The 15,987-nt window shown below is 70.7% G+C and carries 10 protein-coding genes; 2 read left to right on the forward strand and 8 right to left on the reverse strand.

Annotated features, from left to right (window positions below; translation table 11 throughout):
• Window positions 1–8: 8 nt before the first annotated feature.
• From D7V80_RS27495 to D7V80_RS27515, 5 genes are all read right to left on the reverse strand, one after another.
• A complete protein-coding gene (locus D7V80_RS27495) occupies window positions 9–1,106 on the reverse strand; it encodes a hypothetical protein (RefSeq protein WP_120590981.1) in 1,098 nt (365 codons plus the stop codon).
• 63 nt (window positions 1,107–1,169) lie between these two features.
• Window positions 1,170–3,167, reverse strand: coding sequence for a hypothetical protein (locus D7V80_RS27500; RefSeq protein WP_120590982.1), 1,998 nt, complete (start codon window positions 3,165–3,167; stop codon window positions 1,170–1,172).
• A 21-nt stretch (window positions 3,168–3,188) separates the two neighbouring features.
• Window positions 3,189–4,493, reverse strand: a complete 1,305-nt coding sequence (locus D7V80_RS27505; RefSeq protein ID WP_120590983.1) for a hypothetical protein — start codon at window positions 4,491–4,493, stop codon at window positions 3,189–3,191.
• 37 nt (window positions 4,494–4,530) lie between these two features.
• Window positions 4,531–5,607 carry a hypothetical protein gene (locus D7V80_RS27510; protein WP_120590984.1) on the reverse strand — a complete coding sequence of 359 codons (1,077 nt, stop codon included), beginning with the start codon at window positions 5,605–5,607 and terminating at the stop codon, window positions 4,531–4,533.
• A gap of 42 nt (window positions 5,608–5,649) precedes the next feature.
• Complete coding sequence (locus tag D7V80_RS27515) at window positions 5,650–6,849, reverse strand: hypothetical protein (protein ID WP_120590985.1); 1,200 nt, start codon at window positions 6,847–6,849, stop codon at window positions 5,650–5,652.
• 113 nt (window positions 6,850–6,962) lie between these two features.
• Between D7V80_RS27515 and D7V80_RS27520 the strand changes: the two genes are divergently transcribed.
• A complete protein-coding gene (locus tag D7V80_RS27520; RefSeq protein WP_120590986.1) occupies window positions 6,963–7,721 on the forward strand; it encodes a DNA alkylation repair protein in 759 nt (252 codons plus the stop codon).
• A gap of 34 nt (window positions 7,722–7,755) precedes the next feature.
• Here the strand turns inward: D7V80_RS27520 and D7V80_RS27525 are convergent, their stop codons facing one another.
• Complete coding sequence (locus tag D7V80_RS27525) at window positions 7,756–9,066, reverse strand: hypothetical protein (protein ID WP_233585768.1); 1,311 nt, start codon at window positions 9,064–9,066, stop codon at window positions 7,756–7,758.
• A 135-nt stretch (window positions 9,067–9,201) separates the two neighbouring features.
• On the opposite strand from D7V80_RS27525, the gene D7V80_RS27530 reads away from it, so the two are divergent.
• On the forward strand, window positions 9,202–10,248 hold the full coding sequence (locus D7V80_RS27530) for a hypothetical protein (RefSeq protein ID WP_120590988.1): 1,047 nt from the start codon (window positions 9,202–9,204) through the stop codon (window positions 10,246–10,248).
• A gap of 39 nt (window positions 10,249–10,287) precedes the next feature.
• On the opposite strand, the gene D7V80_RS27535 is transcribed toward D7V80_RS27530, so the two are convergent.
• Both D7V80_RS27535 and D7V80_RS27540 read right to left on the reverse strand, forming a co-directional pair.
• Window positions 10,288–11,142 (reverse strand): hypothetical protein, encoded by an 855-nt coding sequence (locus D7V80_RS27535; protein WP_120590989.1) that lies wholly within the window; start codon window positions 11,140–11,142, stop codon window positions 10,288–10,290.
• Window positions 11,143–11,294: 152 nt separating this feature from the next.
• Window positions 11,295–15,987, reverse strand: a 4,693-nt coding sequence (locus D7V80_RS27540) for a translocation/assembly module TamB (protein WP_233585769.1), incomplete at its 5' end; no start/stop codon positions are given.

Consider the following 15,987-nt stretch of genomic DNA (forward strand, 5'->3'; position numbering starts at 1 on the left):
TCCCTTCTTCAGCGCATCGCCGGCGCGGGGCTGGTGATGCCCAGCGTCTGGCGCAGGGTGGGGGACACGCCCCGGAACGAGCGGCCATCCGGCGTCATCCGGTACGCGGCGATCCACTCTTCCGCCACCGGGCCCAGCGGCATCACCTCCGTCTGGAAGTCCCTGAAGTCGCGCGTCTTGAACGGGTTGTCCGCGACGAAGTTGAGCAAGAGGCGCCCCGCGTCCGCCATCTTCGAGCGCTGCGAAATCTCCCCGGCGCCGCCCAGGTAGCGCTGCGACACCACTTCAATCACGTCCCACTTGGTGTTCGCGTCGAAGGCCTTCTTGATGTCCGGCGTCTCCATCGCGTCGAGGATGGTCTTGAGGTACTCGCCCACCTCCACCGTGAGCGCCAGGATGTTGCCGTAGGTGGCGCGGTCGATCTGCCAGCGGATGTCCGTGCCCAGCCGCTGGATGGTGGCCTGGCTCGCGAAGGGCCGCTCGTTCAGCTGCTGCGAGCCGCGGATGACCTCACCAATGAGCAGGTCGCGGAAGTACTGCGCGATGGCGGACACGAAGGCGACGAACTCGCGGTGGAAGTTGCGGAACATCACCGCGCCCGGCGGCGCCGCCAGGCTGCCGTAGTTGAACGCGCGCCGGTACGCGAGCTGCCGGTCGCGCGGCTTGTAGCGCAGCGGTTGGTGCTTCTCCATCAGGTACAGCGCCCGCGCGCCGGGGCCCCGCTGGATGCGCATGCGCCCGTCGTGGAAGAGGCGCAGGAGCACGCCCGCCACCTGGAACACCTTCATCCGTTCGTGCTGGTAGATGTAATAGAGCTCCGCGGTCGCGTGGAGCTGCGTCTCGATGACGGACTCATCGAAGTCCTGGACGAGCAGCGGCCGGCTGATGGAGTCGAAGGAGGGCGCTCCGTCCTTGCCCAACCCCATCAGGTCCGAGAAGAGCGACGCCGTCGAGCCGTCGGAGGCGCTGGCGAGCAGCTCCTCCTCCCGGAGCGCCAACTGCTTCTGCAGCTCCGTGCGCTGCTCATCCGACGTGACGTTGGCGAGGACTTCCCGCTTCCACTGCGAGAACAGCCGCTGAAGGGCTTCTGCCGTACCGATGCTCATGGCATGCCACCTGGGTCAATGACGTTGAAGGAAAGGGTTTTCAGTCCGGTGCGCGCGCAAGGCTCACGGCTTGCGCGCGTGGCGGACGTGGCGGCGCGTGTGGCCCGACTTGGCGTGCCCGTTGACCGGCGCGGGACGGCTGTCCGCGCCGTGCCGCTCCTTGCCCGCGATGATGCGCTCCACGGCCTTGAGCTGATCCGAGAACGCTGCCTCCAGCTGGCGGGCCAGCTCCGGCCCCTGGGCCTCCAGCTGCTGCTTCACGTCCGTCATGATGCGCGCCCGGCTCTTCTCGATGAGCGAGGCCACGTCGTCCAGGCTGGCCCCGTTGCCCGCCGTGGCGGAGGCGGACACCTCCCGCTCGCCGGGTTCCGTGTCCAGCGGAGGGGCCACGGTGGCCCCGGGGCTGATGATGCTCGGCTCCAGGTTCTTCTCGATGCGGTCCAGCGAGACGCGGATCGGCGGAGGCACCGTGAAGGGCTCGCCGGTGTTGCAGTGCGCGCCCTGCGTGAAGCCGTACTTGTGGTTCCGGTCGTCCTCAATCTCCTCCGCCTGGCCGGGCGCCTCCTGGGTCAGCGTCTTCGCCAGCTCCAGCGAGTCCTCCTCCAGCCCGCACTGCTCCCGGAGGAACGCCGGGTTCACGTTGAAGACGTCCACGTTGTCGTCCAGCTGCTCGATCATCTCCTCGTGCAGGTCCACGCGGTTGCCGCCCGGCACCACGGCCTCGTCGTAGTCCAGCAGGAACAGGTCGATGAGCCGGTCGAGGTGGTAGAGCTTGCGATCCAACCGCGCCAGCTCCTTCCAGAACTCCACCGACGTGTTGGGGTCCATCAGCAGGTCCTCGATGAGTTCCTGGGTGTCGTTGCGCTCCCGGAACTTGTCGTTCAGCTCCTGCTCCTTGCCCGTCAGGTCCCGGAAGGTCAGCGGGACGGGGAGCACCAGGTTGAGCAGCCGCGCTCCGGCGTTGGGCCGGTCGAACGCGTCGATGAAGAGCGTGAGCGCCTCCACGAAGGCGGCCAGGGGCGCGGAGGCTCCCTGGACCTTCGCGTTCAGCGCGACGCCCCGGCTGCTGCCGCCGGAGTTGGAGAAGCCGGTGGTGGACGTGTCCAGCAGGCTGCCGGCCACGTCCCGCAGGCGCCGCAGCTGGATGAGCTCCACGGGCACCGCGGACGCGATGCCGCGCATGTCCTCCGAGTTCTGCCGGGGCGTGTGGTTCAGCAGCACGTCCAGGAGCCGTGACATGGCATCCGGCCGGACGATGGCGCGCAGGTCCGACTGCCCCCGGGCGCGCAACTGCTCCAGCAGCTTGCCGTAGGACGCCTGGCCGTCACCCCAGTCGTCGTAGCCCTCCTGGATGGACGTGGCGGTGAGCTGCTCCAGCGAGTTGATGAGCGCCTCGCGGCGCTGGCGCAGGTCCTGGAGCGCCACCTGGAACACCGTGCCGCCCTTGTCGAAGCCGGCGCGGAAGAGCGCCTCGCCCGCCAGGATGCGCAGGAGCGTGGCGTTGTCGTCGATGGTCGCCGCGAGCCGGCCGAACTCCTGGACCACCGCGGGGTTCACCATGCCCACCAGGCGCGCCACGCGCGCGGTGTCCCCCAGCTTGCGGATGGAATAGAAGGCCCGGTCGCGCGACACGGGGTCCACCGCCAGGTTCGCCGCGGCCTCGCCCTCGTCCAGCTCCGCGAGGATGGAGTCGCGCCAGCCGCACACCGGCGCCTTGAAGTCGCGGTTGGAGGCCAGGTTCACGGCGATCTCCAGGTCGTCCACCAGCGCCTTGCGCTCCTGGCGGAACCTGCGCTGACCCGGCGAGTCCATCATGCCGGTGACCATGGCCATGGCCGGCTCGGGCGTGGCCGTGACGCGGATGGGCTGGCCGCGGCTCTCGTCGTCCAGGCGCGCGGCCGTGGTCGGGTAGAGCTTTCGCAGCGCGTACACCACCGCCTTGGGGTCACGCGCGTCGGACACGCCGAGCTGACGGCGCAGGAACTCGTCGAACTTCGACTTCGCGCTCGAGGCCAACTCGATGGTTGCGGCGGGGCTTCTCCCCTTCACGTTCTCGTACATCGTCCCTCCCTTGAGGTCCTGTCATGCGGCCAGGGTGACGCCCACACCCGGCATCCGCGCGTTGCGCGTGCCGAGCTTCACCAGATGATTGAGCACCGTCCGCGAGATGCGCTCGGGCGAGGCCAGCCTCCGTTCGAGCGCCTCGCGGCTGGCGCTCACCACGTAGCGCGGTGGCAGCCCCGGAGGGATGTGCCCGCGCGCCAACGACTCCGCGCCCCGGTCGATGCGCTCCTGATCCGAATGCCAGAAGGGCACCACGTCCACCAACGCGCGCTGCGCCAGGCCCCGGCGGGGCTGGAACGCAATCTCATCCACGACATGCGGGATGAGCCGCGCCGCCGTGGACAGGAGCAGCCGTGGGATGCGCGCGTAGGGCAGCCGCGCGCGGTACAGCCGGTCCCAGTTGTCGCGCACGTCGCAGGCCCGGCGGATGAAGCCCATGCGCCGGAGCATCTCCGCCTGGATGAACACGCGCAGGAACGGCGTGGGGTGCGCGCTGAGCGGATGGAACGTCAGCACCCGTGACGACGGGTACGCGAGGAAGTCCTTCATCGAGTGCACCGACGCGGGCCCTCCGAGCAGGCACGCGATGAGGTCCGCGAAGATCTCCTTGTGCCAGCGGCCCCACAGGCGCGTGAGCCACGGGTTGCCGGTGGCGTGCAGCACCCGCCGCTGGAGTGCCACCTGCGTCTCCTGCCAGATGCCCAGGTCGGCCTGCAGGTTGTGGCCGATTTCGTGGAGGATGACGCCCATGCCCCACGGGGCCTCCACGCGCTCGTAGGGCACGCGGATGAGCGGGAAGGGGTTGCGCTCCCCGAGCAGCCGGCTCAGCAACACGCCGCGCCGGAAGGTGGCCGGGGAGAAGCCGTGCTCCAGGTAGGTGAGCGGCTTGAGCATCGGGCTGTGCAAGAGGCCCGGCGCGGCCAGCCGCACGGCCTGGAAGCAGTCCACCGCGATGGCGTCGCAGGCCGCCAGCGCTGGCGCGAACCGCGTGCCCCGCTGGCTGAAGACGTCGAAGAAGAGGCCGTAGGCGCGGCGGGCGCGGTCGATTTCGCGCTCCAGCAGCGCATTGCGCTCCAACACCTCGTCGGAGCTGAGAGGGGCGTCGCGCAGCCGGCCGTTCAGCCGCGACAGGGCGCGGCGCACGTCGCGGTCGATTTCGCCCAGGCGCGCGTTGGCCGCGGCGAAGTGCGCGGCGGAGGGGGCGTAGGGGACGTCCCGGGGCCGGATGCCCACGTCCTGCGGCGTGAGGCGCGACAGCCGCCCCGCCCGGAACGTGATGCTCTGGACCTTGGCCCGCAGGAACTGCTGAAGCGCGTCCGCCATGTGCCCGCCTCCCCCTTGCCCCTCACGTCCCCTCACCTCACCGCACGATGACGCGCACCGGCCCCCGCAGCGTGACGGTCCGCAGCCGGCGCAGGCCGGGGCCGCCCATCATGGGGTTCATCCGGCCGCGCAGCCCCGTCCGGCGCAGGCCCGCGCGCGCCCGGAGCTGCCGCACGGCGGCGCTCGTCCGGGCCAGGCGGCGCACCACGCGCGGGCTTGCGATGACGCGCGTCCCGATGCGGCGGAGCATCCGCGGCACCGCCTGGGGGCTCGCGCCCTGCTGGCGCACCAGCCGCGTCACCTGCCGCACCACGCGCGTCACCGCCGGCAGGGCCCGCGGGCCGTAGCGCTGGCTGATGCGCGAGGCGAGCTGCGTCGTCATCTGGCCCACCGCGCGTCCCAGCGCCCGGGCCTGCTGGGGCGACTGCCGGCGGCGCGCGGGAGACATGGTGGAGCGGACCACGTGCCGCGCCGCCAGCCCGCCCAGCACGCGGTTGAAGGCGTCCATGTCCTCGTCGCTCGCGTAGTCACCGGCGGCGTCCGCGAAGGCGTCCATCGCATCCGCGCGGAGCAGCCCGCCCAGGGTGCGGCCAATCTCCTGGCCCGCGATGCCGCCCAGCCGGGGCGCGGCCTGGCGGATGAGCCGCATGGCGATGGGCATGGCCCTGCGGCGGATGCGCTGGAAGGTGGGCCCGGCCACGGTGGCCAGCCTTCGCGCGCCGGCCGCCAGGCGACGGAGGAACTCGTCCTCGTCCTGGGCGTCCATCGCGTCCGCGAAGGTGTCCTCCAGGGCGTTGGGGTTGTCCATCTCGAAGCCCTCGCCCTCGAAGCCCTCGTCCATGTTGATGGGGCTGTCCTCGAAGCCCTCGGCCTCGAAGCCCTCGTCCATGGTGACGGGGTTGTCCTCGAAGCCCTCGGCCTCGAAGCCCTCGTCCATGGGGTTGGGGTTGTCCTCGAAGGGGTCCTCCATGGTGGTGGGGTTGTCCTCGAAGCCTTCGCCCTCGAAGGGATCCTCCATGCCTTCGTCCTCGAAGCCCTCCTCGCCCTCTGCCAACAGGTCGGACATCTCATCGCCCTGGCCCGAAAACTCCTCTTCGAAAGGCTGCGGTTGCATGGGTACTCCTCCTTGTCCTGAAGACTCCGTGAGTGGTTTGACCTAGGCGCGGCGGACGCTCGCGGCGCTGACCGCGGCGATGGGGATGCGGCGCAGCACGTGCCGCCGGGCATGCACCCGCCGAGCGGCCAGGCGCGGCGGGACGACACCCATCGAGGGCATCTGGACCGCGCGCGTGAGCACCCGGCGCCCCGCGCCCTGCACCACCCTCGGCAGGGCGGTGATGGCGCCGCTCGGGCCGCGCAGGCGCAGGTTCCCCGCCGCCAGCCGGGCGATGAGGCGCATCAGCCGCAGCCGCCGGCCCGGGGTGCCCGGCGCCTGCTGGGCGAGCCGCATCAGGAGCCGCTCCACGCCGCGCGAGCGCGAGCGCAGCACACCCTGCGCGGCGGCACCGAGCGCGGTGCTCATGGGCACCGCCTGCCGTGTCACCACCCGCGCCGCGAGCCCCGCGCCCAGCGGCAGGGCCACGGCGGCCGGCACCTGCCGCGCATCCGCCATGTCCGCGAGCGCGTCCAGCGACGCGTCGTCATCCGCGCCGTCGCCGCGCAAGATAGAGGACGCGATGCGCCCGCCCACGCCTGGAATCAGGCCACCCACCGCCCCCGCGAGCGCACCGCGCAATCCCTGTCCCCGCAGCAGCCCCTGCGCGGCGCCAATGCCCGCCGCGACCACGCGCCCCCACGGCCCCGCGAGCCCCGCCACGCGCTGGACCACCGGCAGCGCGCGGGCAATCAGCGGCCCCGCGCGGCGCAGCGCCGCGGCCCCCAGCTGGCCCGCCCGCCGCACGCCCCGGGCGATGCCGCGCGCGGCGCTGCGGACGCGCCGGGTGATGCGGCGGAAGAAGGCCTCGGCGTCATCCGCGTCCATGGACTCCAGCACGAAGGGGTTGAGCGTCCGCGCGAGCGCCACCGCGGCGGGACCGGACACGAGCCGGTTGCTGGAGGCCGGCATGAACAGCCCCGTGGCCGGGTTCGCCTCGAACCCCTCGAAGCCGTCCTCCTCCAGGAAGGCGTCCTCCGCCTCTGCCTCGGCGAACAGCTCCTCGAAGCCGTCGTCCTCGAAGCCCGAGGACTCGAAGGCCGAGGGCTCGAAGGGGTCCTCCTCGAAGCCCTCCGCCTCGAAGGACTCCAGGTCGCTGAATTCGTCCGCCAGGTCCTCCAACTCCTGGAGGGCATCCGCGCCCTCCCAGGGGTCCATGGCATCGAGGGACTCCACATCGGACAGGTACTCAGCGCTGGTCATCGCTTCCCCCTCGCGTGGTGAGACATCCACCCTTCACGGGCCGCAAGTTGGAGAAGGCACTCGGGGAGTGACAGTCACTCGTTTGAGCTAGTGCTGGCAGAATCCCGCGCACCATGACCCTGGACGAGACGATGCGGGAGCTGGAGCGGCTGGGCACGGAGCAGACGCGCAAGACCTATCTGCGCCACGGGGCTCCACGGCCGTTGTCCGGTGTGAACTTCGGTCCGTTGACGGTGTTGAAGAAGCGCATCGGCACGGACGCGGCGCTCGCCCGGGCGCTCTGGGCGTCGGGCCACACGGAGGCGCGGCTGCTGGCGACGATGGTGGTGGACGCGCCCGCGATGCCCTGGAAGGAGCTGGACGCCTGGGCGAAGGGGCTGGACTGGCACACGCTCACGGACGTCTTCGTGACGAACGTGGTGCTGCGCTCACCGCACGCGGCGAAAGCGCTCACGTGGACACAGTCGAAGTCCGAATGGGTGGGGCGGGCAGGGTGGCAGAGCCTGGCCGCGCTCCTCATGAAGACCGCGGTGCTCGCCGGGGAGGACCTGCTGCCGTGGGTGAAGCGGATTGAGCAGGAACTGCCCGGCGCGAAGAACCGCGTCCGCGAGGCGATGAACAGCGCGCTCATCGCGGTGGGCTCCACCGGAGGCGCGGTCCAGACCGCGGCGCTCGCGACGGCGAAGCGGCTGGGCAGGGTGGAGGTGGACCACGGCGACACGGCCTGCGAGACGCCGGATGCCGCGCAGTACATCCAGAAGATGCAGGCCCGGAAGGAAGCGAAGGCCAAGGCCCCGGCGAAGAAGCCCGCGGCGAAGAAGCCCGCGGCGAAGAAGGCCGCCGCCTCCAAGCGCACGCGGGCCCGGGCCTGAACGCGGCCCGGGCGCACGGCACCGCTTCAGCGGCTCAGTTCTTCACGCACGCGGCCTGGCCCCCCGCGTCCTTGTACGCCTTCACGCGCTTCACCAGGTTGCCGCCGTCCGTTTCCGGCGTGGTCTGCTCGTAGTTGCCCGCGCCGAAGAGCATGCCCACGCCGCCCGCGGCGGCCACTTCACCCGGGTGCGTGAGGAAGTAGTCCACGCGGTTGTCGCGCCACTGCTCCTTGATGTTGGGCAGGGACATGTTGCCCACCGGCAGCTGCCACCAGAGGTGCGGCTTGTTCAGCCGCGTGGACACCGCCTTCGCCCAGGTGAAGGCCTGCTGGAAGTGCGGCAGCTTGCGGTTCTCCGGATCCCACCAGACCGCGCTGCCCGTCGTCTGCTGGTACCAGCCCGCGTCGCGGTCGGACGCCTCCACCGTGACGAAGTCCGTGTCGCTCGCGCCCACCGACAGGAGGAAGTCCGCGACCTTGTTCGCCTCGCCCGCCACGTCGAACGACGGGTCCGTGTTGCCCGACACGTCCGTCTTCGTCGCCCACGCGCTCGCGTGCAGGCCCACCTTCGCGTTGGGCGCGTACTTGCGCACCATGGCGATCATGCACCTGCCCAGACCGGCCGCGTTGTTCTCCTGGCTGCCGCAGTCCGTGGGGTTCGCCGCCTTCACCGCGACCGGCGTGGACTGCGCCTTGCCGTCCTTGGGGAAGAACTGGAGGTAGGCCCACATGTCCGGCTCGATCTGGAGCAGCACCTTCTCCTGGCCCACCTGCTTCAGCAGGAAGCGCCAGTCCGCGAGGTAGCGGCCCAGGAACGCCGAGTCGTTGAGCGCCTTCAGCTGCTCCTCGCCCTCGGTGTAGCCGCTGGCCTGGAACGCCTCGTAGTAGGTGATGAAGGGAATCTGGCCCTTCGCCTGCGTGGCCTTGATGAAGTCGCGCACGTAGGCACCGGGCGGATCCTGGTCGTACTGCCAGCAGCCCCACCAATTGCAGCCGCCCCCGACGCACGAGTTGCCATCGGACGTGCACCCGGACGTGCACGACTGGCATGCGTCCTTCGAGTCGAACAGGCCCGCCGCGACGTAGAGGTAGCGCACATCGAAGGGCGCCTTCCCGGAGGTCTCCTCCTCCATCTGCGCGCCCACCAGCACCGTGCTCTTGCCCAGCGAGGTGAGGAACTTCGCGCCCAGGCAGTCCGAGCCGTCGCCCGGCGTCACCCCGGGCCCATCCGTGCCCGGCCCGGGCTCTTCACCCGGGTCACTCGAATCCGAACAGCCCGCCACGGCCAGCAGGCCCGCGGCGAGGAACGGCCAACACTTCCGACGAAACAGGGCAGGGGTCCGCATGATGTCCAGAACTCTACTCCGCCCCTGTCCTCCCATGCCCCTCGCCGCCTGGGAGCTTTTCCCTCCCTTGCCGGGAAGTCTTGAGTCACGCTCGCCCCACCGGCCTACAGCCGGCCTTCCCCCGAGGTGTGTGTGATGAAGCTCCGTTTGTGTGTGTTGCTGGTGCCGGCGCTGCTGGCGGCCGGCTGCGGTCCCCTGGATGAAACCCCCGAGCCCGTCATCGACGAGCTGACCGGGCAGGTGCTCCAGGAGGCGACGACGAAGTACGACATGCACCGCCTGTTGGAGGACTCGGACGTCACGGGTGGGGCGGGCATCACGCCGGCGCAGGTGCAGGCGTTCCTCCAGCAGCAGGGCTCGTACCTGGCGGGCTACACGGACCCGGCCTACGGCAAGACGGCGGCGACGCTCATCGTGGAGCGCTCGCGCGCGAGCAACATCAGCCCGCTGTACATGCTGGCGCGCATCCAGGGCGAGTCCAGCCTCATCCAGAGCGGCACGTCCACCAACCTGAGCAAGGCCACGGGCTGTGGCTGTCCGGACGGCAGCGGCTGTGACGCGCAATACGTGGGCTTCGGCAAGCAGGTGGAGTGCGCGGCGAAGAAGATGCGTGGCTACCTCACCGACCTGGAGGCGGGGCGCGCCACCATCTCCGGCTGGAAGACGGGCGTGACGAAGTCCACGTCGGATCCGTGCTCGGTGAAGCCGGTGAACCACGCCACCGCCGCGCTCTACACGTACACGCCCTGGGTGGGCGCGTACGCCATCCAGTGCGGCCGCACCACGGTGGGCGGCTCGTCGCTGATGGCGTCCATCTACAACCGCTACAAGACGGCGTACGCGTGGACGCTCACCACCGCGGAGGGCTGTTACTCCGGCACGGTGGACGCCACGGTGCCGGAGGGCTCGTGCGTGCAGAGCTCGTCGGACGCGCTGTGGCGCCAGTGCTCGCAGGGCGTCTTCATTGGCGGCACGGCCGCGAAGCCGTCCAACTGCAACGTGTCCTTCCCGTACTGCGTCTCCACGCGCCTGGGCCGCGGCGTGCCCGTGCGCACCTGCGTGCAGGTGAGCAGCACGCTCTGGCAGCAGTGCGGCGCGGAAGGCGTGTGGCGGGACGCGCCGGGCGCGGGCTCCACGGGCGTGGGGCCCATGGGCACGTGCTACGCGGCGTACGCGCTGTAGCGTGAAGCCACGTGGGGGCCGTCCCTCCGGGGTGGCCCCCTAATCGCTGTCCTCATCGCTGTCCGAGGGCACGTCCTCCATGATGTGTCCGAAGAGGATGGGCTCCGCCTTCTTGGAGGTCGGCTTCCATCCCTCACGGACCTGCTTCCAGAAGAGCGCGCTCTTGGAAATCTGGAAGTTCGACTCAGGCACCACGGAGGTCCATGCGTTCTCGGGGATGCCCGGGTGGCGCCCGCGCGTCCCGACCGTGGGGGTCCTGAGGAGGATGGACAGACGCGCGGCGGCCGAGTTGTAGGAGTCAAACAACGCGGAGCACCACCGGCAACAGAGATAGGAGACGCCCAGGTAGAGGTCCAGGGCGTTGCTGAGGTCGATGTTCCCGACCAGATAGGACAGGAGCCGCACCTCCGCGTGCATCTTCTTGAGAGCGGGGAGCACCATGATGGTGCGGAACTGGTAGCCCTTGTTCCACCACGCATGGACCTTGTTCAGGTCGATGTTGATCCGCTCCTGCTTGTACTCCTCGAGCGACGCATAGCCGCCGGTCTCCGGGCCGAAGAGCTTCTTCCACCGGGGGTCGTCCTGGTCCCAGGCCTCGATGGCCTTCTGCTTCTTTTCCTTGTCGTAGGCCGGGGGCTTCTTCGTATGCACGTTCCCCAGCAAGGTCGCGACGCCCTCCGCGCTGAGTGTCCGCGTGTCGTTGGCGCAGACGTAGAGCGTGTCGCCGACGTGGGCCACGGCGACACACTGGGTCTTCTTGAAGTTCCAGAGGATGATCCGGGCGTAGGCGTCGAGCCGCCGGTGGGCACGCTCCAGGTCCTGGTTCTCCTCCATCTCGGTCAGACAGGCCCAGCAGATGTCGCTCTTGCCGAACCCACAGTACTTGCAGGCCATGCGCTCTCCATGTCTCGCTGTTGCCGTGCGTGGGCGCGCGGAGATGGAGACGTCTGGATGGGGCCCAGTCCGGACTGTTCAGGGCAAGACTAGGAGCGCAGGCAAAGCGAGCCAAGCACCTGGCCGGCGCCCGGCCGGGGCTACCCGGTGGGTCAGTATTCCTTGGTCCAGATGAGGTCCAGGCCGCCGGAGCGCGCATCGCCGTACATGCCTTCCAGGCTCCAGCGCGGGCTGAAGAGGTACTGGAAGCGCACGGCGTTGGCGTTCTCCCCTCGCTGGAGGTTGGCGCCCACGCGGCCCGTGTAGCCCACGTAGATTTTGTCCGTCACGTACGTGCCCACCTCCAGCTTGGTGCCGGCGATGCCGCTGTCACCCGCTTCGATGGAGAGCACGTCCAGGGGCAGCTTCGAGGCGATGGCCTTGCGCGCCTCGTTGGCGACGAACGAGCCCACCACGGAAGCGGCCTGCGCGCCCGCGTTCATGGACGCGCCGGAGCCGCGCTCCAGCGTGCGCCGGCCGGTGGCGAGCAGCGTGTAGATTTCCGACTCCGGCAGGGCCGGCTCGCTCGTCGTCTTCAGCGTCACCTCCTTGCCCTGGCCGCGCACGGTGACGAAGACGGTGACGTTCGCGTTGTCGTTGCGGTGCTCGGCGGTGACGTTGATGTACGGCATCATCACGGGGCCGGTGAAGCGCACCTGGCTGTCGCGCTGCACGTCGAAGCGGCGGCCCAGCACGTCCACGCGGCCCAGCAGCACCATCACCTCGCCGAACATGCGCGCCTCGTTGGCGTACTCGACGCGGAAGCCCTCGGACAGGCCCAGCTGGACGTTGAGGTCCGTGCCGCGCACCCACAGGTTGCGTGGCGCGTTGATGTTCACCCAGAACTGACGCTGCGGTGGCCCCTCGTCCTCGCCTTCCTCCTCCAGGGCTTCGGCTTCCGCCTGCGACGTGGGCCCGCCCGCGCCGCCGCTGCCGCCCACGGTGGGCTCCGGGTTGCCGGGCATGCCGGGCGAGTCCGGGGCGTTGCGCGGGTTCTCCGCCTTCTGCGACGTGGCCACCTGCGTGGGCGCCTTCTCCTTCTTCTTGCGCTTGTCCACCGGCACGCCGTTGCGGACCATCACCACGTCCACGGGGCGCTCCAGGGGCTGCAGGTCCTTGCGCTTGGCCTCCGGCAGTTCGACGTGCGCTTCCGGGATGGACAGGTCGCTGATGTTCACCAGCCGCTCGCTGAGGCTGCCCTTCATGGACAGGTTCAGCGTCAGGAGGGCCATGAGCTGGTCCTCCACCACGATGGGCAGGTTCTTGGTGTGGCCCTTGCCCTGCAGCGCGAACTCGCCGCTCTTGCCCTGGCGGTTCGCGGTGGCCGTCAGCTCCAGCGTGCCGTTGCCGGACTTCGCGGTGAGCTTCTTGAGGTCGATTCGCTCCTGCGACGCGTTCAGCGCGAGCTGGATGTCGTGGTACTCGCCAAAGCCCATCAGCCCCAGCCGGCCGTCCTTCCACTGCAGGTCGCCCTTGAAGGTGGGCGCGCCCACGGTGCCGCCCAGGTTCGCGTCCGCCTGCATGATGCCGCCCAGCGAGCGCACGTACGGGGAGATGCCGGAGAGGAACGTCGGGTCGAAGCGGCGCGCGCGCAGCGACACCTCCACCGGCGCCCGCTCCGCCTTCTTCGCGAGCCCCTGCGCGGACTGGAGCGCGGGCAGCGACAGGTCCAGGTCCATGGTGCCGCCCAGCAGCAGCGACCCGCCGCCGGGCGCGGTGAGCATCGCGTCGAAGAGGGACTTCGCCTGGGAGTAGGAGTAGTGCAGCCGCGCCTGGCCCAGCGCCGTCTGCGCCACGCCCAGCCCCTGCATGCCCGCGTTCAGCTCCAGCTCCGGGGCCTCCGGCGTGCCGCGCGCCACCAGCTCCATGGACAGCACGCCCTGCGGCCCGCGGTTGCCCTGCGCCGGCTCCACCACCATGCCGGGAATCTCGCTCAGGGGCACGGGCCCCACGCGTCCCTTCATCCGGAAGGGCACGCGGCTGACCACCTCGCGGTCCTGGAGCGCGGCCAGCGGCGCCAGCACGCGCGCCTCCAGCGTGGCCAGCGGCCCGTTGGGGCGCTGCACGTCCAGCGTCAGCTTCACGTCTTCATTGCCCGCCAGCGCCAGCGCGGTGCCGTTGAGGGGAGGAAGGCCATTGGCGGTGACGCCCTTCGCCTGCATCTCCACGCGGCCCCGCGGCGCGAGCGCGGAGCCGTTCACGTCCGCCTTCAGCGTCACCGTGCCGGCCGGCTTGTCCACGCCCTCCGCGCCCTGGAGCAGCTTCAGGGGCAGCTCCGCCACCAGCGCCTCCAGGTGCAGCGGCGCCTCCAGCGCCTGCGCGGGCGTGGGCGGCTTCGCGATGACACCGCCCAGCGTGAAGGGCGTCTTCACCAGGACATGGGCCCGCGGCGCGACACCCTTCACGTCCAGCCGCGCGCTCAGCGTGGCGTCATTCGCGTCGGAGTTCGCGTGCAGCTCGAAGCCCAGCGCCTGCGCGAAGAGCGCCTCCGGCCGGCCCGGGTAGCGCAGGTCCGCGCCCACCACCTTCAGGTCCAGGCGAGGGTCCTTCGCGGAGCCGTCCACCACCAGCGTGCCGGTGATTTGACCGGTAGGCCCGGCTGGCTGGTTCGCCAGCTTCAGGACCTCCGCGACGTCCAGCTTCTCCAGGTTCACCGTCAGGGACAGGGGCTCGTTGCGCCGGCGCAGCACGCCCTGCACGGGCACGTCGAACCTGGAGGCCACGCGCGCCGCGTTCAGCTCCGCGCCCAGCGTGCCGGTGGCGCGGTCCTTCACGTATCGCGCCTTCACCTGGAGCCCCAGGCCCTCGTAGCCGCGAGCGCGGCCATCCGCGAGGGTGAGGTCCACGTCCGCGTCCGGCCGGGCCATGCGCCCCTTCGCCGCGACGTGGCCTGACAGCGTGCCGCCCAGGCCCAGGTCCTCCGGCACCGCGATGCGCGGCAGCTTCGACAAGTCGAAGGCGCCCAGGTCGATGCGCGCGTCCACGCGCTCGCCGTCCTTCACCGCGGCGAGCTTCAAGGTCTGCGGCCCCGACGCGAGCGCCAGCGGCGGTGTCAGCGCGATGCGCCCGCCACCGAAGGCCAGGTGCGTGGGCTGCTGGAGCGTCCAGGTGGCCTCCGGCCAGGACAGCGAGAAGGCGCGCATGGCCAGCCCCTCGTTGTCCTCGTCCACCGTGCCCTCCACGCCCAGCGCGAGCTTCGCGTCGCCGTCCACGCGCACGCTGGCCTTCAGCTCGCGGTTCTGGTCGGTGGTGAGCGCCAGCGACAGGTCGCGGAACGTCTTGCCCGCGGTCTTCAGCTCGCTCACCAGCACGGTGGCGTCGGTGGTGAGCGGACGGGTGACGTCCGGCACGTTCGCCTTCAGCGACAGGTCCTGGATGGCGATGTCGCCGTAGTTCAGCGCCACGAAGTTGCCGTCCGCCTTCACCCCCGGCGAGCGCGGCGGCCCCTGCACCAGGAGCTCCAGCGACCCGCTGCCGGACATGGGCGGCACGGTGCCGCCGGGCAGCAGCTTGTCGAGCGCCTGCGACAGGAGCTTCAGGTTGCCCGCGGACAGGCTGCCGCGCGCCTCCAGCGCCTTCACGGTGCCTTCGCCGGACGCGACGAACGCCGCGCCCGGCATCATCACGCGCAGGTTGCCCACGTTGTAGCGGCCGTCCTTGGCGCTGGCCTTCAGCTCGATGGGCCCCACCGACTGGCCCCGGAACTCGGACGGGGTCACCGTGAGGGCCACGTCGCCGTCCAGCGTCTCCACGCTGTCGCCACCGCCGTGCGCGACCAGGTCCGCGGCGATGTTGGTGGGGATGCCGTTCTCCATCAGCTCCGCCAGGTTGACCCCGCGCGCCTTCACGGTGGTCTCCGAGGTGCGGAACGTCTTGAGGTTCACGTCGCCCGTGAGGTCCAGCGTGGCCTTGCCCGCGGACGCGCCCAGCTGGGCCTTCGCGAGGTCGCCGTCCATGGACGCGGTGCCCTTCGCCTCAATGGGCACCACCAGCGGATACGCGGGCACGAAGGCCTTCACAGGCTCGGGCGGCACGGTCAGCCGGCGCAGCTCCACGGCCGCGGCCGTCTCGCCGGTCTGCTTCGCGCCCAGGTCCGCCTCGATGCCCGCCAGGCCCAGCTGCGCGTCCACCTGGCGCACCACGTCCTTGCCCTGGCCCTTGAGCGCCAGTCGCACCGGCCCCTTGAGCGGGCGGGTGAGGCCGCCCGTGGCCTGCAGGTCCGCGGCGAAGTCCATGTCCGCCAGCGCGTAGTGGCCCTCGCCCTTCGCGCCGAACTCCTCCAGGCGCACCTGGCGCTCGCCGCCGTCCGGCAGCTCCTGCTGGAAGTCCACGTAGCCGTGGCTGAGCTCGAAGTCCTTGAGGTGGATGCGCAGGGCGCTCTTGCTCTCGGTGGGAGGCTCCTCGGGCTTGGGCTCCCGGGGCTCCAGCGCGCGCATCAGGTTGAGGCCGCGCTCGTCCTGCACCAGGTACAGGCGGGGCGTCTCGATGCGGACCTTCGTCAGGTCCACCCGCTGGCCCAGGAGCGGCGACAGGTTCAGCCGCGCCTCCACGCGGGCGATCTCCGCCGCCAGGTCGCCTTCCGGCGTGTAGAGCTTGATGCCGGTGAGGACCGCGCCGTTGAGGTCCAGGTCGAACCCGCCCAGCTCCAGCCGGCCGGCGAACTGCTTGTTCGCCAGGTCCACGCCAAGGCGGGCGATGCGGGCGGAGCCGCCGGGACTGGTGGCGTACACGAGCACGCCCGCCACCAGCAGGACGATGAGCCCCAGAAAGCCAAGCAGGCCCCACAGGAGCCGCCGTCCCCAGCGC

Source organism: Corallococcus sp. CA054B (assembly GCF_003611625.1).
GTDB lineage: Bacteria > Myxococcota > Myxococcia > Myxococcales > Myxococcaceae > Corallococcus > Corallococcus coralloides.

Excerpts from the sequence above, each read along its gene's own strand:
- D7V80_RS27495 (WP_120590981.1), bottom strand. The coding sequence starts at position 1,106 with ATGAGCATCGGTACGGCAGAAGCCCTTCAGCGGCTGTTCTCGCAGTGG.
- D7V80_RS27500 (WP_120590982.1), bottom strand. The coding sequence starts at position 3,167 with ATGTACGAGAACGTGAAGGGGAGAAGCCCCGCCGCAACCATCGAGTTG.
- D7V80_RS27505 (WP_120590983.1), bottom strand. The coding sequence starts at position 4,493 with ATGGCGGACGCGCTTCAGCAGTTCCTGCGGGCCAAGGTCCAGAGCATC.
- D7V80_RS27510 (WP_120590984.1), bottom strand. The coding sequence starts at position 5,607 with ATGCAACCGCAGCCTTTCGAAGAGGAGTTTTCGGGCCAGGGCGATGAG.
- D7V80_RS27515 (WP_120590985.1), bottom strand. The coding sequence starts at position 6,849 with ATGACCAGCGCTGAGTACCTGTCCGATGTGGAGTCCCTCGATGCCATG.
- D7V80_RS27520 (WP_120590986.1), top strand. The coding sequence starts at position 6,963 with ATGACCCTGGACGAGACGATGCGGGAGCTGGAGCGGCTGGGCACGGAG.
- D7V80_RS27525 (WP_233585768.1), bottom strand. The coding sequence starts at position 9,066 with ATGCGGACCCCTGCCCTGTTTCGTCGGAAGTGTTGGCCGTTCCTCGCC.
- D7V80_RS27530 (WP_120590988.1), top strand. The coding sequence starts at position 9,202 with ATGAAGCTCCGTTTGTGTGTGTTGCTGGTGCCGGCGCTGCTGGCGGCC.
- D7V80_RS27535 (WP_120590989.1), bottom strand. The coding sequence starts at position 11,142 with ATGGCCTGCAAGTACTGTGGGTTCGGCAAGAGCGACATCTGCTGGGCC.